The organism is Paenibacillus sp. BC26, from assembly GCF_900116125.1.
GTDB lineage: Bacteria > Bacillota > Bacilli > Paenibacillales > Paenibacillaceae > Paenibacillus_Z > Paenibacillus_Z lignilyticus.
On sequence record NZ_FPAD01000001.1, the window covers coordinates 2,675,220 to 2,691,262 of the forward strand.

A 16,043-nucleotide genomic window follows, 5' to 3' on the forward strand; every position below is an offset into this window, starting at 1 on the left:
TTAACGCTTACCTCCTTTTTCCATTAGACTACAATCTTACTCATACTTGGACCAAGTTTGGTAACCATCACTATTTTCTTCAGAAGTGTTAGAAGCATCAAATGTTTTGAAATAACTTGCAGAATATTTTATGGGCGCTATTTTTTCTGATTGACTATAAATATTAAGATTAATATCGTAAATCTCACTCTTCCATTTTACAGATTTTGCAATTTCATTTATATTTTCAATAGTTGAGAATTGCTTAACTTTAGCCAATATGTCGTGTACCTTTTCTTCGGTAGGACTATCTTCTTTCATCATGATGTTTATTGTCAAATTAGGCCTAGTGAATGTGAATTTGATGTTTTTGATTGCTGGTATTTCTATTTTCAACTCATTAGATAAGGAAACCGTTGATGATGTGTTTACTGAATGTGTAACACTACAACCCGAATTAATTAGTACGATTACAATAATCATGATTCCAACACGACAAATATTCATCAATTTAAACATTCAATTCACTTCTTTCTAAAAATCAATTAACTATAGTGCCCGCTCACCTGCATTTCTATCAGGTTACATTCAGGATAATGTCCTTTAGTTCAATCAGAGTCTTGATTCGATAGCTGGCCTGTGAGAAGTCATGTGTTTTTGTGAAGTCATTATGGACAATAGCACAGTCGATACCGGCCGCCACGGCTGAGTTCAACCCTCTGTTTGAATCTTCTACAACCAGGGTCTCTTCTTTGGTTGCTCCGAAGCGCTTAAGGCCGGTCAAGTATGGTTCCGGATGCGGCTTGGTGCGCTCGTAATCTTCGCGGACAAGGACGAAATCCATGAATTGTCTGATCTGGCGGTTTTCATGAATAAGTTGAAAATCCGCACGTTTTGCAGTCGTCACGATAGCCATTCGGACATATTTTGATAGTTCGGCTAGCGTTTCAACTACGCCTTCAATCTCTATGGCTTCGGTTCTTAGATATTCCTGATAATAGACGTTGCGGACCTCGCGCTGCTTGCTAATGGTCTGTTCATTAATACCTGCCGCCTTAGCTTGGGACCAAGTGCCAAATGACTGGGTCATGTCGCGGAGGTATTGATCTTTATCCAAGGTAAATCCAATGTCAGCCAGAGCGCGTTCTCCCGCTTTGCAATACCAGAATTCAGTATCAACAAGAACGCCATCATGATCGAAGAGTATGTACTTCTTCATTGTTTCGTTCTCCTTTGTGAGTGTGGTACTAAGCCATCATATTATTCGTTATCATTCCAGTATTGCATTTCTCATTCTGATCATCGAGAAATTAACGGTTGATGCTACTATTCGTTCTTTTAAAGGTAGTAAGGAAGGTGTTACTCTAATCTCAATTCCTTCTTCTATAATGGCTGAAAGTAGATCATCGATTATTTCTACATTCTCGGGTACGACAGCACGAGTTGAGATGTAATATCCTGCGTTTGAATCGGTTAACTCAAACCCATCGGAATCAAAAGTGTACCTATATACATGGCCCTTTCTTAAGCGATTGTACCAACCACTCTCAATAGCAACCATCCGATTTGTTTTTGACATCCCAAAGAACTTTTCGCGGTCAATTTCGTTTGTATCTTTCTTTGGCCACACGCATACTCTTGGACACTCACGCGGAAAATAATAATGCGGTGCATGATACTCATCAATTGTCCATACCTTCGCATCTGTTTGCTTGTATAATGGTCTTGGTTCAAATACCTTAATATCAGGTTCCTCGCTAAAGTGGTATAGCTTCATAGATCTACCTCCCTTTAACGCTGCTATAATTGTATAAGTTCAATAATTTCACCTACACATTGTTCTATGTCCTTATTAGAGCAATCAAGGATTTTATCGCTGTACTTTATGTACAATGGTACTCTTTCGTCGTAAACGTCTTTAAGACTATAGCCTTTCTTTATAACAATTCCTCTGGTTGTTACGTTTGTAAGTCTCTTTTCAATCTCTTCATATGAAACATGTAAAAAGATAACCTGTCCGTGTTGTTTAAGGACTTTCATGGCCTTTTCAGAATATATAACGCTTCCACCTGTCGATATGATGCAGTTTTTTAATTGGAGTTCCGACACCATAACTTCTTCGACCTGCATAAAACTTTCGATGCCGTCATGATCAATAATATCTTGCAATAACCTACCTTTGTGCTGCTGAATAACGATATCCGTATCCACGTAATTCATTTCAAGAGCTTTAGCAAGCAGCACGCCTAAAGTGCTTTTTCCAGAACCCGACATACCCACGAGAACGATATTCATAAATCCCCCACTTTTTTCCATTGTTATCAATAAAGCATTCTATGTTTCCTGAAAATATCCTCTACATGATTTCCCCAAACAAAAAAGAAAAAGCTTGATTGCTCAAGCTTTCAAAAATCAATTATAGGAAATTTGCTTCCCTAGGCCTGATCCTGCGTCAAGCCCTTTTAATGGAGCTCCCCTTTTGTAGGCCGGGTATGAGGTCTAGGTAAGCAGCTGTGGGAGGAGAATGAGCAGCCTCTCTCTCGTTGCGGCATCCTCATGGTTCCAGTCCCGTTCATCAAGCAAATAGCTGAATCCATTCTTCACTGCAGGGAGATTTCGCCAAAGTGGGCTGTCCATCAGCTCCTCCATGGCGGTCTTGGACTCAGGGCTTTCAGGAATCATCATGAACACGCGATTACCGGCATAGTGATGAATGGTTTTAGCCGTTATTTCCTTGTACGGCCTGCCTGAAGTCAAGATCTCTTGCACCTTGCCGGCTGGGCGGAAGCCGTCGGGATGATATAAGATCGATGAAAGACCGATATTGCCCATCACAAATAAACGTATGCCGCGATGGAACACAAATACAGATGCCGTCTCCTCCGGGCCAATACGCATCCGAAGCTGCTGCCACATTTGCGTTGTATGTTCGCTATAATGAAGAAGCCATTGTTGGGCTTCGTTTTTTTTGCTGAACCACTCCCCGAGCATTACCATCCTGTCATCCAGCGAGCCTCGAGAATTGTAGGTGAGGGTTGGAGCAATTTGCGAGATTCGCGAATAGAGCGTTTCATCATCATGATCAAAAATAATGAGATCAGGCGAGAGCTTGGATGCCTGCTCCGGACTGAGAGGCGTTTCCTTACAGAAGATCTGATTCTCAATAAGCGGAATGCCCAGCATGTCCATATCGCCTGTCGTCTCCCCGCAGTACAGAATACGGCTCGGGTGCGAAGGGATACGGACCTCATGGCCGTTCCAATCCTTCACAAGGATATTCAGCCTCCTGGAGAGGGCATACTGCCGTGGCGAAGAGCCTGTCATGTGCCGAAATCGCCGACTGAAGTAATACTCGTCAGTAAAGCCGACGTGTTCCGCAATTTCTCTGAGGGTGCTCTCGGTACCGATTAACCATTCTTTGGCTCGATTAATACGTAGCTCCGTCAAATAATCCAGCGGTTTTTTACCGGTAAGTTCCTTGAATATAGATGTGTACTGCCAAGAAGGAACATTAGCCAACTGGGCGAGCTGCGTGACAGTGATTGGATCCCGGAAGTTTGCTTGCATGTATTGGATCGTTTGTTCTACTGTTTGCGCAGAGCTCTGCGGCTGATCAACTTGCAAATTAAGCTCCAGCATAACTTCAATAATCCTCTGAAACTGCAATTGTTGACGGTACGCCTCTATGTTGTCTTGCTTAGTATGGTCAACATATAACTTGTCAAGTAATTCACTCCATTGCGACTGCGGATAGATCCGAAGCTCCTCGCGATCCGGGAACAGCTGTTGTTCGAAGCGCTCGGCTGTACCGTCATTTACATGGAAAACGGAAAAGGAAACACGATAATATTCAATTTCGCTATCGTCCATGCTCTCCAACTGATAAGCGCTGGAAGGTGGGAGTACATACGAGCAAGAAGGCGAGAAGAAAGAGCTGAACGTCTCGGTATAGATTTTACCGTTGCCGCTCTTAAATACAAATAGCGTATAGCTTGAAGCTACTTCCTCGGCTAATACCGCGCCAGCACCATAGCTGAGCAATTCAACATCTGCAAAATGAAATAAGAGCGATTGAAGCGGTAACCGGGCTGTTCGTGTCGGTGACATGTTGCGGCCCCTTTCAATATTGAGAACAATTATCAATTACGCCTTATTATAGACAAAAGAAAGAAGCACTTCAACACAACGTTGAAGTGCTTCTTCTGAATTGCTTCCTTATTCACCTTTTACTTTTCCAGCAGAACCTTTGGCAGTTCTGTAATCATCCACTCTCGGGATGTTGCATCGCTGCTCGCTTTTAGTATGTCGAAGTGATAGACATGATCGCTTTTAATAGCGGGGATTCCCTTCCATATTCTGCCATTTAAGAGCGCATTCGTATCTTTTTGCGCAGCGGGGTCGACAGGATTGAGAATAAAGATGCGATCAGCAGCGTATTGCGGCAGCAGCTCTGCGGATATTTCCAAGAAGCCCGTCTGTTGATCTATAAGCTCTTGAACGATAGGCAACGGTTTGAAGCCGCCTTCTTCATACAAGAATTGCGGGAGGCCTGCTCCTGCCATAATAAACAGTCGATTGCCCGGATACATTGTGAACACGGATGCGGTTTCGCCTTCTTTAACTCCGTTTGCATGCAAATCTGCCCACATGTCGGCCATCTTAGCCGCATGTGCAGCCAGCCATTCCTCGGCCTCTTGCTTCTTATTTAACAGATCACCTAACGTCCGCATCCGAACATCCAGCTGGTCGAACGTATTGAATGTTACGGTTGGAGCAACTTTAGCGATGGCATCATATTGCTCTGCATCATCATTGGAGAAAATGATAAGATCAGGCTTAAGCGTCATTGCTTTCTCTACATTTAGCGGAAAGCCGACGTCCTCCACGTTCGGCAGCTGATCTTCCAGTACAGTTCCTGTAATTGCATCTTTCATGATTCCAATAGGATTAACGCCAAGGGCAAGTAAATCGCCCGTTGTTTCACCATGATAAATGACCCGCTGAGGCGTTACTGGAATTTGGACTTCGTGTTTTGTCCAATCCGTGAACTTACGTGTTGTTTCATTTACTTCCTCATTTGCTACCTGTGTTTCCGTTGTAACCGCGGTTGAGTTGACCGCATTGCCTTCCATTGTATTGTTCTTGCCGCACCCTATTAATAATGCGCCCATTAGTGCAATAATGGTCAATAGAGCAACTGATTTGGAATTTCGATACATAGGCGTTCTCCTTATAAAATAATGTAGATAATGATAATCATTATCAATATTGCTATAGTAATGGATAACTACGCAGGACTCAATGGACAAACAAAGAAATCTCTCTGGGTTTTGTCCATGGCAGATGAATAACCGCAGTATCGCCTGACGAATGCAATTCGTTACCGGCACTCCCCTGAATATGCTGCTCAATATATGAGCAGGCAAAACCGAGCCGTTGCCTTAAGCAATTGATTCTGCCCAACAGAAAAGGCTGCCGTATTTAGATGGCAACCTTTTCTTTATTAAGCTATCGTTCTCCATTAGTTTTTTGCAATCGAAGCGAATGCAAACATGATATCTGCTTCACATGCGAGTTCACCGTCTACTGTCGCCATGCCTTTTCCTTTGACGATTTGACCTTTTACCCGAGTCACTTCAAATTGAAGATAAAGTTGATGTCCTGGTACTACTTGTTTTTTAAAACGACAATTGTCAATTCCCGTTAGAAGTCCAATCTGATTAGGAATGTTCTCCCCACTGGACATTACTATTCCACCTACTTGGGCCAGTGCTTCTACAACTAAAACTCCGGGCATGACAGGGGAATTGGGAGAGTGAGCAAGAAAATATGGTTCATTGAATGTAACATTTTTAATTCCAATCGCTTTTTGCCCTTCAACGACCTCTATAATTTTATCCACTAATAAGAGTGGATATCTATGTGGAATTAACTCTTTAATTCTAGTGATGTCAAACATCGATTGCCTCCTCTAGAATCGCCCGTCGGGCACGGCTATTTCTCTAACTCATATCTAGCCGCGATAATACCCGACTTGAACGTTCGACTGGACAGCAGTTTGAGCTTGTTTTTCTCACCGTCGCCGTGGAATGCCGATTTTCCGCCGCCCAAGATGACCGGACAAATCGTCAACAGGAATTCGTCGATCAAGCCGAGCTCAAGCAACGTCTTCGCCGCTCCCGGACTGCCGAAGATAACGAGATTTTTACCAGGCTGCTCCTTGAGCGCCTTGATTTCCACTGCGATATTGTCCTTGATCAGCATCGTATTATTCCAATCGGCACTGTCCATCGAGCCGGAAATGACGATCTTCTTAACATCCTGCACCCATTTGGCATGCTCCAAATCGTGCTTCGACGCATTCGGATCAACCAGAACTGTCGGCCAGTAGCTCTCCATCATCCGGTACGTGGAACGTCCGTATACGGGAGAACCGACTTCGGCTACGACCTCCTCGGCGTACTTCTGTAATTCCTCGTTGTACGGAATCCAATCTAGTCCTCCTTTAGAATCCGACGCATACCCGTCCAGCGACACATGCATGAACAAAACGAGTTTTCTCATGTTTTCTTCTCCTCCGATTTCTGTTACTAGGATCGCATGCTCATAGCTTGAAAGGCATGGCTCGTTACACATTGCTCCAACCATTGTGGTTCGAGACCACCGGCCGCTGCTACAGGGAAGAAGTCGGTAAATAAGTGATGATACGGACGTAAATTGCCTCCCTTGAACTGTCCTACATTGTACCAGCCGGTATCTTGGGACAGCAGCACTTGGTCACCGACCCCGCATTCGAGCAGCTGGCCTAATAAATCTACATGCTCTTCATAAGTCCCCGGCAAAATAGAGTCGATGGAAATCCAACCTCCTGCCTCAGCAAGCCGCTTATAAACATCAGTGTCTTTGAAGGTTTGTGCATGTACCCAAATGAACCGTTCCTGGTCGAACTGCGCTAATTTCATAATCTCGTAGGCGTGCAGGGCGATATCATGGCCTATTGTATGACACTGAATCGGCAGGCTGGTTTCCTGTGAGGTTCGCATAGCCGCACGGAGGATCTTCAATTGTACATCGTCGATCGTCGTCCCATCGTTAAGCGCGATTTTGATATAACCCGGATACACTCCGCTCTCGCCGATGCCGTCCCGCGCTTCCCGAATCCATATGTCCGCCAAATCTCGTTCTGAAATCTCATAAACGAATGATGGCAGATAGGGCTTCTTATAAAATCCGGTGTTCGTGATTAAATGGACGCCGGACAGTTCCGACAGCTGCCGCAGAATGTAAGGATCCCGGCCTAAGTACTCCGGTGCACAGTCCACCATGGTGCTGCATCCGGCTTCCTTCAACTTCAACAAATACGGAAGGATGGACGTGACCACATCGTTACGGTCATACATCTCCGGTGTAAGCTTCCCATCTTCTACAAAACCTACGAGCACATGCTCATGTTCCAAAATCCGTCCTGCTTCCTGCGCAGTAATTAAACCTGAAACCGTTTGCAGCAAGAAAAACACCTCTTCTCGTGTGAATCTTTGTATTCACCTCTAAAGCTATGTTCGCGAAATCATTGAACTATCCTGCCAGTTCGTATTATGACGGTTTTAATAAAATTATTTTAAATGAATGCCCATCTTCTCTCTTTTCTTATTAACAATTTATTCGTATGTAAGTGATCTCCGTCTTCCCATACTCTTTGTATCACACTCTTCAGTTCTTCAATTGCCTGCGTAGATTGAGAATCACAAAACACCAATACATCCCTAGATGGAATAGCAACTATATAATCATTGATAATATAATTCTTTAAAGAACCTTGTTGCAAACAGATCCTTCGCTCATTAACCATTCTCCTTTCGTCCGGATGTCGAATTGCATCGGTCTATTGATTTCATCGAACATGTACAAGTTATCATAATTCGTTTTTCAAGTAATCATTTAATTTCTTTATATCGTCTGTTACATATTTAATTTCTTGATTCCTTTGTTTTATCAGAACATACAGAGGCGCGCTAAATACGTTAATTCTCTTATCCGGTATTCCAAGACCTGGAACTCCGAAACTATAACCACTTATTTTATGATTCGGATCATCCAATCCTTCGACTTTATTACCATTACTTGCAGGATTCTCATAGACACATAGTGTGTATTGAGTTTTCTGAAAATAATTTATTGAGATGAGGTAAACAGCGAAGCATACGAAGAGACCAACTCCCCCTGGTTTCAATAACTTTTATTCGAGCCATCATCGTTCTGCGTTAGTTTAATTATTTAGACTGATTCAACAACTCTAACTCATGAAGAACATCCTCTACATTACATTCAGGATTTAACTTTGTAATCATCTCTGCCGTTATAGGAACTCCATCATAAATTTTCTTTATAATAGCTAATGATGGCGTTAACTCAAAATATTCTTGCGCGAATTGCACAAAATCCTCAGGCGTAAGAAAAATCGAACCAACCAAATAACTCAGCCCATCATCTTCCCCTTCTGGTATTTCAACTTTCCCCTTCTGCCATGTTGAATCACTAATTTCACGCCAGATGCAAAAAGTAACATCATCACTTTCTATTGCTTCATCATTAAGTAAAGCAAATAATAAATTAGGAACACCTTCATATATACCTGGCCATATCTCATGTTCTTCGCGTGCATATGGGCTTAATCCAGATTCGTGGTCAAAACCTTTTATGATAGCTCCTTGAGGACTAAATACAATAAAAATATGATCGCCTGATCCATTATCAATTTTCGCCATTGAAACATAATCGCTCCATGTTGGATCGAACTTGTGGTAACGAAGCCATTCGTCATCTGGACATAGAACAATATTTAAAGAAGCATGGATTTTCATAAGCCGCTTTAGTATTTTGGGTTCAGGTAAAGTATCTAACAAACTCATTTAGACATCCTCCTCGTTAATAATTTCAGCTTTACTTGCCGTTCTTTCATTGGATATTGAGAAAAGACTGTAATGCGACAGACTTGATGACTTAACTATTAATGACAATCTTACGCTGCTCCTTCACCCAGACTACCTTCGCCCCAAGCAATTCACTAATCAAGCGGAGCGGCAAATAGGATGTGTTTTGAATGATGAAAGGTTTATTTACCGAAGGAGTTGCTGTACCATTCAGGTACACTTCTCCGGACGTATACTTAACGAGGATTGTTACAGACGGCTTGCCCTCTGACTTGCGCTCAATGGTAACCTTCTTGTCGGCAGCATTCCATTCGGGTTTGGCTCCCATCTGTTCAAAAACAGAACGTAATGGGATGAAAGCTTGACCATTTCGGATAATGACGCCGGTTGTCAATGCAACGGAATTTCCGTTGAGTACGATCTCAATCGGAGGTTGCATCGGAGTCGGCTTTTCACGCATGAACTCGTAATCGCCTAAGCCTAGTTGAGCATTCTTATTGACACCCCACCCCCAAAGCGTTCCATCTGACTTCTGCATGATCAAGTGCCGACTGCCGGCTTGAACCTTTACAACGTCTGATGTCAAATGTTCGAACTTGGCGTCAGAGGGCATTGACTCGCGGTTAGTCGACGTATCGTACATATTACCGTCGTCGGTGAACGCGACGATGTAGCGCTCAATGAGGTATGCATTCGTTACATTTTTAATTCCGGACAACCTAATCGGCGTTTTATTTGTATGCGGCATAGTACCGTCGGAGGTGCCCGTTAGCGTCTCCCCCCAAAACCATAACTGATTATCATCATCCACAGCCAAATGGGTCCTTCCATTCGATATGATCGAACGTATATTGATTAGTCCTTCCACTTTCGTGGCAATTACACTAGTCCTCGAATTAATCAATAATGACCATACGGTTCCGTCCTCTTTTAATATCATATTATGTTCTATATCCACTACATTGGACAACGACGAGACGGGCTCGAAAGACTCCAACTCTTTCGTATTTCTCCATACTGTTCCATCCTTCTTTAAGAAAATCGAGCCACTTATATAATTATTTTCTTCGTCGATTTCATAGTAAGGAACAATATCTTGTACATTTTCTATTCCGGGTATAAGTGTGACTTCATCGATCGCCAAAACCGCTGGACTACGCCCGACTTTATTCGGGAGATTATAAACCTGCCCTATCGAATCGACTGCAAACCATCCACTCCAGCCTGGGTGAATTGAGACGACCTCGCGAAGTCCTTCGACAGGTTGAGTTAGGATGACGGAGGGAAAATACCGATCTCTCTCAACGTAGGAAACAGATCCATTTTTGCTCACTACCAACCAGCCGCCAAATGAAGCAACGGCATCTTTTATACCTTGGACTTTCGTAGGGACCGATTGCTGATCACCCCATACCCAGTAAGTTCCATCAGACATTATAAATGCACTCGCTTCAAATTCGGATATTTTCGACGAGGCCTCAGTTGATAAATCATCTGAGGCTGCAGATGCTGGTAAGCTTGGTGAATATGCGATAAATACTAAGCTTGACAACAATAATAATGCAATTAAGTATCGTTTCATGCTCTTATTTTTTTCCTTTCTGTTGAAAAGTGGAGTTGTAAAGGAATTGGACATCAAAAGTGATCGATTTCATTTCAAATTCCTTTTGGCTACATTCGACTATAGTTAGCCTTCAATCGGTGTCATAATTTCAATGCCCGGTAATACCGTGTACTCGCGTAAATATCCGCTACCACCGGGCGCCGAGGATATTCTATTGATCCTTAAGGACTTCTTGTCAATGCTGAAATCCATGATCGTATAATAAAGTCGTTCCGGTTTAGAGGTGTAAAGCACAGTCGCCACTCTTACTGTATAGGTAGTTTCATTTTCTTTGCCGTCACGAAATTGGATGTCCATGATTGAGACGCCATCCCAAATATAGTTTGATTGGAATCCATCACTTACGTAGTCAGATTGATTACGATCTTGCTCTTCGACAGCGATGAGGTACTTATAAATCCGATTTCTCACTTTGGTCCAATCCTCCGCTTTATAGCCAAAGCCGCCTTCTTTCCAAACATCAGGATTGATCTCAATGCTTCTTGCTGCAGAGTTCCATTTCACATCTTCTCGAAACGTGCGTTTCAATGATGCAGCAGGTACCATAACATAACCATCTACGATCTGAGGTGCGGGTAATCGATGAAGCGGAAATTGTTCATTCGTCATACCATTGACAATGAGTGAAATTGGCTTTTGACCTACGCTTCCGGCTCCAATTAATATACCTACCGTAAGCGCAGAGATTGTTGCGATTGTAGTTGCTGCGATAATCTTCTTCATGAAGGCCTCCAAATCTATTGGTTTTTGAATGTACAAGAATTTGTCTTTACTTATTCATGTCTCCAGCTAAATCATAGACGCAAAATAAAACTAAAAGTTGTAACTTTTCCCAAAATTAATCAAAATGAAAAACGAGCGATTCTACATCTGCCAATGAGCTGGTACTAACGGCCAACAATACGATAATAGCGACAATCCCACTCCCTGTCGGAAGCGATCCTTTCGGGATAGCGATATCGCCGAGATCGTCATCGACCCGAGCGGCACGCTCGGCTATGTAACGAATTTATTTCCTCAAAGCGTCACCGTGCTGAACTTGACCACCAATTCGATCGTGACCGAAATTTTGGTAGCCGGCGGTGCGCCTGTAGATATCGTTGTCAGCATTGACGGTACGCGAGTTTATGTCGCCATGAATTCCGGGGATAGCATGCGCTAAATAACCGAGCAGCTCGAACACCAACAGGCCGCCGAGAGATCGGCAGCCTGTTCTTCGTTGTGCTATTATAATCCCCTTTTGTTTAACAAAGTTTTACAGCATTTACTTGGGGATATTAAAGATTGGAATACTCTTGTCACCTAAATTATCGCATTTATCAAGTGTATAAGCATAAGCATCTGATTTTTCAATTACGCTAATATCCTTACACTGATAAACTTTTTTCCCTCTCTCTGCACTCATTCCATCTCTTGTGTTATCGATAGTCCAAGTAATTTCTCTTCCATCAGAGTGTACATCATGTATCCAGTACCCGCCATCAATAACAGGCGGGATTAACATAAGATAGTCTCCCTTGCCATTATTATGACGCTGCACTAACTCATTCAGTCTACTAATGTCCTTTTCATCGAATCGAAATAGGATCGTATCTTTTGTGTCATTCCGTTTCGAAAAACACTTGGCATCAGGGTTATGCTTAGAACTAAAACCACAAACGCGATAATTCCGAGTAAAACACCGATTGTCAACTTGGTTTTCAAAATAAGGCAGCCCCTTAGGAATTGTAGTAACTACGTTGTTAAAATGAGTCGCTCCCACAAGCAATCAAGTTCCATTCTGATAATTCCGGAATGGAGCCCCGCTTAACACCAGGTGGTGTGATAGCACAAATTTGACCCACCTTATTTCCTTTCCCAACCGAAAAAACCGCTGAAACATCTATCGACTTACCATGAGCATGAAACGTTAATTCTGCTTGTCCGGTACAAACGCATCCATCATCGTATTCTGCCTTGATATGGTTATATGCTTCTAACCAAAATCCCTTATTATCTTGGAGATTTCTCATTCCTTCAAGGTCAATCGGGCTGCCGAACAGCTCCTCTGCTTTACTAAAGTTTTTCGATTGTATATTATCTAAGAATTGCGCCGTATTTCGTTCAACTTTCTGTTCTTGAACGAAAACTTTTCCATAATAGCCGCATAGGAGTACCAACCAGAACAGCATTATAGCCGCTCCTATTATCAATATTAGCTTCACAAACATAAACACCGTACCTTTCAAACAATCGCACCATTTTTACCCATCATACATTTTTCCGATTGCCAAAAGCAAAACCATACCTTTCAGCCGGCCTCTCTGCCACCGACAATCCTTAGCCGAGAAAAGAAAAGGCCCCCGAGCCTTCGGTACACGGGAGCACTTTTTTCAATAACACATGTTAAACACTTCACTTCTTCTGACCATTTACATGCTATAGCATGTAAATGGCGATAGTATAGGACAATAAACTCAATAGGATTGCCGGAATTGCTTTCTTAAACGGATCTCTTGCAATAACAATCAACATAAAAGCGGCAACCAGCATTGTCGAACCCAGCAGGAAACCGGATAATAGAGCTGCGATTGGGAACCAAAACCCTGCAATCATTCCAATCGCCCCAACAATTTCGATAAAGCCGGTTAGAAAATTGAATACAGACGGAAGGCCAATTTTTTTGAATTCATTTGCCATTTTTCCGGATATAATCGTGGTACCTGTGAATATAAAGAATATCCCCAGCACAGCTTGAAAAATAGTAATCAACATGACGAATCACTCTCTTTCTTTAATAATGAAGTATCTCACCAAACTATATGCCATAGCATATATAAGCGCTAGAAGCACTATTCCCCCTCTACGTTAAGATAAAGTTTATGAAGCGTTTCGTGAAGCAACGCAAGTTCATCCTGGTTTAAATTACGGGTCAAAAAATCATGCGCTTCCTTTACCACAGGTAAAAGACTCGTTTTAAGCTGCATGCCTTTGGCGCTAAGAAACAGGTTATGGGAACGTTTGTCGTGGTCATTCTGCAATCGCCGCACCATGCCTTTTTTCTCAAGCGAAGCAATCATTCTGACAACCGTGCTTTGATCTCTGTCGATCGCTTCGGCAACTTCTTTTTGCGTCATCGCTCGATCGCAATCAAGCACGCTGATGATCCCCCATTGTTCCGGAGTGACTTTATAGGGTTTCAATTTTCGGATAAAGTAATTTGTGAGTTTCATATCGGTCTTATGAATAAGAAATCCGGTCAAATCAAATAAATTCATAGCAGACCTCGCTTATATGTAAGATGTATTCACGCAACTATATGCTATAGCATATATTAATGCAAATCATTCCGATTGTCAAATGAATAGCAGACCCCTTCATTAACAAAGAAGGCACTCGATCATTTCTGACCGGCTGCCTTCTATTTCAAATTACTAAAGGTTTATCGATGCTTGGGTTCGACCAAAGCCTAATTCGAAGCAACGAACTCGAGTCTGCGCGTTCCCGCCTGCGCCGGGAAGGAATCCTCTACTGCGCCGTTGATCCATACTCGCACTTTGCCTTTTTCCTTCAAATCGTCAAAGGTGGCTGCGTGCCCGGTGCTGTCTACCAGCTCCGAATGATTGTTGAAGCTAAACCAGTAGCTCGGCTCGGTCTTCCCGTCTTCCAGCACTAGAATGCGATGCGACTCCTTGTCGATTTTCGAGATTGAACCGACAACGTCCGGCTTCTCGCTTAGCTCCTGAATGTCGTATTCAATCAGAATCGGATCGATCAGCTTCTCGATTTCGGACTTAGCTTCTGCCTCGCTCGAATCCGGCATCGTAATGGTGATTTTGTTTTTGATCACATCAATGCTTGTCGAGTATAGATTCAGCCTGCTGAACAGATCCTGATTGTCGAGCTTATCCTGTGCTGCCTGAAGCTCCTCAATCGAATGTGTTACGCGCACAGTCTTGTACGTCCCGGTTTTATAACGGTCCGCCAGCAACCGCTCGCCATCTTCCGTCGGTTTGACGAGATTGATATAGAGCAGCCCATCCTTCAAATAGATATCGCCGTTCGGAATCTGATTGTCTTGGAGAAAGCTGCGGACTTCACCAGGCTCGCTCTTCGGATCGATGGTCCCGGAACCTTTCACTTCATTGCCGGTAACTTGGACGGTATTATTTGCGTAGCCGCCTTGTACATTGCCATTAGGCTCCATTTGACGGCCGCAGCCTGTCAACAGTATCACAACCAGCACAGTAATGGTCATTCGCTTCATGGGGCACGCTTCCTTTCGGAGTCTTTACACCTTTAACGCACGAATCCGTGTATTAGTTGCTCTGAACGCGTGCGATTAACTGGAATTTACATTGTTTAAAGCTCAACGTGATAACGGGAATTCACTAGAATTTCATCTGCCGTTTCCGTGGGCCGGCTTCCCGTTGTATTATAACCGAAGCGGATTACGGATGGCGTTTGCTCCATTTTGTTCAATAAGTAGAGTGAACGCTCCAAGGAATCCAGGTCTCCCCTCATCGTCAACCTTTCAACGATGGTTTCTTGATCGGCTAGGAGCACCATATACTTAAGGTCTACGTTCAAGTCGGCTAGTTGTTCGCAGAACCAATCAAATTCATCTTCGACGACAAAATCGATAACGATACTTATATGATTCCGTATCAAATTTTTCGTTAAAGCTAAAATGTTATCCCAGGTAAGGCGCAATTTTTCTTCCCATGAGAGAGGTAACTCGTCCTTAAGCAGATGAAGCAAATGATCCCCCTCGATAAGCACGCATAGCCCGACTTTGCGTGCCAGTTCTTGCGAAGTCGTGGATTTGCCGACTCCAAGCGGTCCCGAAATCAAGTAAATTACGCTTCTGTTCCCTTGATTCACCCTACACCTCCCTATTAGTTGAACAACTGGGTCGAACTTACTAATCCCGCCTTCGTACAAATAGAACACCATCTCTTTTGACCATCACTAAAGGTCACTGTGACCTCGATATGCTCCAGAGCATTTTCGTCTAGAAATAGACTTTTATCGCCCAAGTACAGACCCCTACCACCGCGATGCAAGCCCAAAAAAGACCGTAAACTCTCCGAAACGAAGGATTCGCAAAAGCCTTTCGTAACATCATCTCGTTTACGATGATAAGGATGACCCCGACAAGCGAATATCCTCCCCAAATTCTAAGCAGCGTAATAGCTGACTCGCCGGTATCGTTGAATAGAAATGCGATGGCGAGCAACAGCAGCGCGCCGAGTGTTGCGAGCGCTAATAACGCGCGAGTAACGTATGCAAGCAGTTTCATATTTTCCTCCACAGACAAAAGGTCTTTTCATGATAGTTCTAACCATGTGACTTATTTGCTAAACTTATCCGTTAGCTCGCAGCAGTGTCGACCGCGAATCGAGTTTTCCTTCCTCCTTTTTTCTACATGTTTCATAGACGTTCAATTTATAAATAATGTTACTTTCACTAATTGGAAATAAGAAGGGGACTGCAATTCCAGTACGCCAAAATGCCCGTTCAACATAAAG

The 16,043-nt window shown here is 43.2% G+C and carries 20 protein-coding genes; 1 reads left to right on the forward strand and 19 read right to left on the reverse strand.

Going from position 1 to position 16,043, the window contains the following annotated elements; translation table 11 throughout:
- Positions 1-36: 36 nt before the first annotated feature.
- The 12 genes from BM412_RS11640 to BM412_RS11695 form a co-directional block, all read right to left on the reverse strand.
- Positions 37-498 carry a hypothetical protein gene (locus BM412_RS11640; RefSeq protein WP_091217811.1) on the reverse strand — a complete coding sequence of 154 codons (462 nt, stop codon included), beginning with the start codon at positions 496-498 and terminating at the stop codon, positions 37-39.
- Between the two features lie 58 nt (positions 499-556).
- Entirely contained in the window at positions 557-1,198 is a 642-nt protein-coding gene (locus BM412_RS11645; protein WP_091217813.1) for an HAD family hydrolase, read from the reverse strand.
- 51 nt (positions 1,199-1,249) lie between these two features.
- A complete protein-coding gene (locus BM412_RS11650) occupies positions 1,250-1,756 on the reverse strand; it encodes a DUF6886 family protein (RefSeq protein WP_091217816.1) in 507 nt (168 codons plus the stop codon).
- Positions 1,757-1,779: 23 nt separating this feature from the next.
- On the reverse strand, positions 1,780-2,295 hold the full coding sequence (locus BM412_RS11655) for a shikimate kinase (RefSeq protein ID WP_256256258.1): 516 nt from the start codon (positions 2,293-2,295) through the stop codon (positions 1,780-1,782).
- 183 nt (positions 2,296-2,478) lie between these two features.
- Positions 2,479-4,086, reverse strand: a complete 1,608-nt coding sequence (locus BM412_RS11660; protein ID WP_091217821.1) for an AraC family transcriptional regulator — start codon at positions 4,084-4,086, stop codon at positions 2,479-2,481.
- Positions 4,087-4,205: 119 nt separating this feature from the next.
- The gene (locus BM412_RS11665; protein ID WP_091217823.1) at positions 4,206-5,198 is read right to left on the reverse strand and encodes an ABC transporter substrate-binding protein; all 993 of its coding nucleotides are present in this window, start codon (positions 5,196-5,198) and stop codon (positions 4,206-4,208) included.
- 302 nt (positions 5,199-5,500) lie between these two features.
- Positions 5,501-5,938 (reverse strand): 3-hydroxyacyl-ACP dehydratase FabZ, encoded by a 438-nt coding sequence (fabZ, locus tag BM412_RS11670; RefSeq protein WP_091217825.1) that lies wholly within the window; start codon positions 5,936-5,938, stop codon positions 5,501-5,503.
- 35 nt (positions 5,939-5,973) lie between these two features.
- Positions 5,974-6,543: a dihydrofolate reductase family protein gene (locus BM412_RS11675; protein WP_091217827.1), complete on the reverse strand. Its 570-nt coding sequence runs from the start codon at positions 6,541-6,543 to the stop codon at positions 5,974-5,976.
- A gap of 26 nt (positions 6,544-6,569) precedes the next feature.
- Positions 6,570-7,487 (reverse strand): phosphotriesterase family protein, encoded by a 918-nt coding sequence (locus tag BM412_RS11680; RefSeq protein ID WP_177245784.1) that lies wholly within the window; start codon positions 7,485-7,487, stop codon positions 6,570-6,572.
- 762 nt (positions 7,488-8,249) lie between these two features.
- Positions 8,250-8,888 (reverse strand): hypothetical protein, encoded by a 639-nt coding sequence (locus tag BM412_RS11685; protein ID WP_091217832.1) that lies wholly within the window; start codon positions 8,886-8,888, stop codon positions 8,250-8,252.
- 91 nt (positions 8,889-8,979) lie between these two features.
- Positions 8,980-10,491, reverse strand: coding sequence for a stalk domain-containing protein (locus BM412_RS11690; RefSeq protein WP_177245785.1), 1,512 nt, complete (start codon positions 10,489-10,491; stop codon positions 8,980-8,982).
- Positions 10,492-10,596: 105 nt separating this feature from the next.
- Entirely contained in the window at positions 10,597-11,256 is a 660-nt protein-coding gene (locus BM412_RS11695; protein ID WP_091217837.1) for a hypothetical protein, read from the reverse strand.
- 316 nt (positions 11,257-11,572) lie between these two features.
- Between BM412_RS11695 and BM412_RS32510 the strand changes: the two genes are divergently transcribed.
- On the forward strand, positions 11,573-11,695 hold the full coding sequence (locus tag BM412_RS32510) for a hypothetical protein (RefSeq protein ID WP_256256259.1): 123 nt from the start codon (positions 11,573-11,575) through the stop codon (positions 11,693-11,695).
- A 102-nt stretch (positions 11,696-11,797) separates the two neighbouring features.
- On the opposite strand, the gene BM412_RS32885 is transcribed toward BM412_RS32510, so the two are convergent.
- The 7 genes from BM412_RS32885 to BM412_RS11730 all read right to left on the reverse strand — a co-directional run bounded on the left by BM412_RS32885 (position 11,798) and on the right by BM412_RS11730 (position 15,814).
- Complete coding sequence (locus BM412_RS32885; protein WP_371264766.1) at positions 11,798-12,073, reverse strand: hypothetical protein; 276 nt, start codon at positions 12,071-12,073, stop codon at positions 11,798-11,800.
- Between the two features lie 202 nt (positions 12,074-12,275).
- Positions 12,276-12,704 (reverse strand): hypothetical protein, encoded by a 429-nt coding sequence (locus BM412_RS11705; RefSeq protein ID WP_091217842.1) that lies wholly within the window; start codon positions 12,702-12,704, stop codon positions 12,276-12,278.
- A 247-nt stretch (positions 12,705-12,951) separates the two neighbouring features.
- Positions 12,952-13,287, reverse strand: a complete 336-nt coding sequence (locus tag BM412_RS11710; protein ID WP_091217845.1) for a DoxX family protein — start codon at positions 13,285-13,287, stop codon at positions 12,952-12,954.
- A gap of 77 nt (positions 13,288-13,364) precedes the next feature.
- Positions 13,365-13,790, reverse strand: coding sequence for a MarR family winged helix-turn-helix transcriptional regulator (locus BM412_RS11715; RefSeq protein WP_091217848.1), 426 nt, complete (start codon positions 13,788-13,790; stop codon positions 13,365-13,367).
- A 191-nt stretch (positions 13,791-13,981) separates the two neighbouring features.
- Positions 13,982-14,779, reverse strand: a complete 798-nt coding sequence (locus BM412_RS11720) for a DUF3221 domain-containing protein (protein ID WP_091217850.1) — start codon at positions 14,777-14,779, stop codon at positions 13,982-13,984.
- Between the two features lie 95 nt (positions 14,780-14,874).
- On the reverse strand, positions 14,875-15,396 hold the full coding sequence (locus BM412_RS11725) for a P-loop nucleotide/nucleoside kinase family protein (protein ID WP_256256261.1): 522 nt from the start codon (positions 15,394-15,396) through the stop codon (positions 14,875-14,877).
- A gap of 130 nt (positions 15,397-15,526) precedes the next feature.
- Positions 15,527-15,814: a hypothetical protein gene (locus BM412_RS11730; protein ID WP_091217856.1), complete on the reverse strand. Its 288-nt coding sequence runs from the start codon at positions 15,812-15,814 to the stop codon at positions 15,527-15,529.
- Between the last annotated feature and the right edge of the window lie 229 nt (positions 15,815-16,043).

What these genes read in the sequence shown, in the direction of transcription:
- BM412_RS11720 (WP_091217850.1), bottom strand. Translation starts at nt 14,779, where the DNA reads ATGAAGCGAATGACCATTACTGTGCTGGTTGTGATACTGTTGACAGGC.
- BM412_RS11650 (WP_091217816.1), bottom strand. Translation starts at nt 1,756, where the DNA reads ATGAAGCTATACCACTTTAGCGAGGAACCTGATATTAAGGTATTTGAA.
- BM412_RS11715 (WP_091217848.1), bottom strand. Translation starts at nt 13,790, where the DNA reads ATGAATTTATTTGATTTGACCGGATTTCTTATTCATAAGACCGATATG.
- BM412_RS11665 (WP_091217823.1), bottom strand. Translation starts at nt 5,198, where the DNA reads ATGTATCGAAATTCCAAATCAGTTGCTCTATTGACCATTATTGCACTA.
- BM412_RS11685 (WP_091217832.1), bottom strand. Translation starts at nt 8,888, where the DNA reads ATGAGTTTGTTAGATACTTTACCTGAACCCAAAATACTAAAGCGGCTT.
- BM412_RS11655 (WP_256256258.1), bottom strand. Translation starts at nt 2,295, where the DNA reads ATGGAAAAAAGTGGGGGATTTATGAATATCGTTCTCGTGGGTATGTCG.
- BM412_RS11695 (WP_091217837.1), bottom strand. Translation starts at nt 11,256, where the DNA reads ATGAAGAAGATTATCGCAGCAACTACAATCGCAACAATCTCTGCGCTT.
- BM412_RS11660 (WP_091217821.1), bottom strand. Translation starts at nt 4,086, where the DNA reads ATGTCACCGACACGAACAGCCCGGTTACCGCTTCAATCGCTCTTATTT.
- BM412_RS11710 (WP_091217845.1), bottom strand. Translation starts at nt 13,287, where the DNA reads ATGTTGATTACTATTTTTCAAGCTGTGCTGGGGATATTCTTTATATTC.
- BM412_RS11730 (WP_091217856.1), bottom strand. Translation starts at nt 15,814, where the DNA reads ATGAAACTGCTTGCATACGTTACTCGCGCGTTATTAGCGCTCGCAACA.
- BM412_RS11645 (WP_091217813.1), bottom strand. Translation starts at nt 1,198, where the DNA reads ATGAAGAAGTACATACTCTTCGATCATGATGGCGTTCTTGTTGATACT.
- BM412_RS11690 (WP_177245785.1), bottom strand. Translation starts at nt 10,491, where the DNA reads ATGAAACGATACTTAATTGCATTATTATTGTTGTCAAGCTTAGTATTT.
- fabZ (WP_091217825.1), bottom strand. Translation starts at nt 5,938, where the DNA reads ATGTTTGACATCACTAGAATTAAAGAGTTAATTCCACATAGATATCCA.
- BM412_RS11640 (WP_091217811.1), bottom strand. Translation starts at nt 498, where the DNA reads ATGTTTAAATTGATGAATATTTGTCGTGTTGGAATCATGATTATTGTA.
- BM412_RS11675 (WP_091217827.1), bottom strand. Translation starts at nt 6,543, where the DNA reads ATGAGAAAACTCGTTTTGTTCATGCATGTGTCGCTGGACGGGTATGCG.
- BM412_RS11705 (WP_091217842.1), bottom strand. Translation starts at nt 12,704, where the DNA reads ATGCTGTTCTGGTTGGTACTCCTATGCGGCTATTATGGAAAAGTTTTC.